Annotated in this window: 9 tRNA genes and 1 rRNA gene; all 10 read left to right on the top strand. The window is 47.0% G+C overall.

Annotation, left to right across the window (positions count from 1 at the left end):
* Positions 1–162: 162 nt before the first annotated feature.
* The 10 genes from rrf (at position 163) to IEV52_RS22170 (ending at position 1,101) form a co-directional block, all read left to right on the top strand.
* Positions 163–278, top strand: a 5S ribosomal RNA gene (gene rrf / locus IEV52_RS22215).
* 12 nt (positions 279–290) lie between these two features.
* Positions 291–366: transfer RNA gene (locus IEV52_RS22210), tRNA-Val, on the top strand.
* A gap of 12 nt (positions 367–378) precedes the next feature.
* Positions 379–454 (top strand) — tRNA-Thr (locus tag IEV52_RS22205).
* 8 nt (positions 455–462) lie between these two features.
* Positions 463–538: transfer RNA gene (locus tag IEV52_RS22200), tRNA-Lys, on the top strand.
* A 9-nt stretch (positions 539–547) separates the two neighbouring features.
* A tRNA-Leu gene (locus IEV52_RS22195) sits at positions 548–631 on the top strand.
* Positions 632–658: 27 nt separating this feature from the next.
* Positions 659–733, top strand: a tRNA-Gly gene (locus IEV52_RS22190).
* A gap of 14 nt (positions 734–747) precedes the next feature.
* Positions 748–836 (top strand) — tRNA-Leu (locus IEV52_RS22185).
* Positions 837–844: 8 nt separating this feature from the next.
* Positions 845–921, top strand: a tRNA-Arg gene (locus tag IEV52_RS22180).
* A gap of 7 nt (positions 922–928) precedes the next feature.
* Positions 929–1,005: transfer RNA gene (locus IEV52_RS22175), tRNA-Pro, on the top strand.
* Between the two features lie 20 nt (positions 1,006–1,025).
* Positions 1,026–1,101 (top strand) — tRNA-Ala (locus IEV52_RS22170).
* Positions 1,102–1,203 lie beyond the last annotated feature (102 nt).

Here is a 1,203-nt window from a genome sequence, read left to right as displayed (position 1 = left end):
TCGAGGGCTTATCCTTAAACAAGCATAAACGTTTGGAAACGTCGTATCTAGTTTTGAGAGAACATAAAAATGATGAAAATCATTAAAAAAATCTCTTGCATTTATGAATTATATAGAGTATAATTTTATCTTGTCGAGATAATAATTGACTCGCACATCTGGTCTAGTGATGATGGCGAAGAGGTCACACCCGTTCCCATACCGAACACGGAAGTTAAGCTCTTCAGCGCCGATGGTAGTTGGGGGTTTCCCCCTGTAAGAGTAGGACGTCGCTAGGCTAGATATAAAATGGAGGATTAGCTCAGCTGGGAGAGCACCTGCCTTACAAGCAGGGGGTCGGCGGTTCGATCCCGTCATCCTCCACCATTTATTTTACTTGCCGGTTTAGCTCAATTGGTAGAGCAACTGACTTGTAATCAGTAGGTTGGGGGTTCAAGTCCTCTAGCCGGCACCATTTTGCACGAGCCATTAGCTCAGTCGGTAGAGCATCTGACTTTTAATCAGAGGGTCGAAGGTTCGAGTCCTTCATGGCTCACCATTTATACACGCGGGTGTGGCGGAATTGGCAGACGCGCTAGACTTAGGATCTAGTGTCTTTGACGTGGGGGTTCGAGTCCCTTCACCCGCACCAATTTCCTTTTAAAAATCAAATATGTTTGCGGAAGTAGTTCAGTGGTAGAATACAACCTTGCCAAGGTTGGGGTCGCGGGTTCGAATCCCGTCTTCCGCTCCAAAGTTATTGTATGTGCCGGGGTGGCGGAACTGGCAGACGCACAGGACTTAAAATCCTGCGGTAGGTGACTACCGTACCGGTTCGATTCCGGTCCTCGGCACCACATACATTGCGCCCTTAGCTCAGCTGGATAGAGTGTTTGACTACGAATCAAAAGGTCGGGAGTTCGAATCTCTCAGGGCGCGCCATGTTTTACGGGAAGTGGCTCAGCTTGGTAGAGCACCTGGTTTGGGACCAGGGGGTCGCAGGTTCAAATCCTGTCTTCCCGACCATTATAACAAATAAGTTATTTGGGGCTTTAGCTCAGCTGGGAGAGCGCCTGCCTTGCACGCAGGAGGTCAGCGGTTCGATCCCGCTAAGCTCCACCATTTCAGAAAATGTTTCTGACATTTTCTTTTTTATTGCAAAAAAGTTCTTTGAAAACTGAACAAAAGAAATAGGTAAGGAATTAAGAATTAATTCCGTCAGTT

The organism is Fictibacillus barbaricus, assembly GCF_014635025.1.
GTDB classification, from domain to species: Bacteria; Bacillota; Bacilli; order Bacillales; family Fictibacillaceae; genus Fictibacillus; species Fictibacillus barbaricus.
Note: the sequence above shows the minus strand (reverse complement) of the source record. Positions and strands in the feature narration are given on the sequence as shown.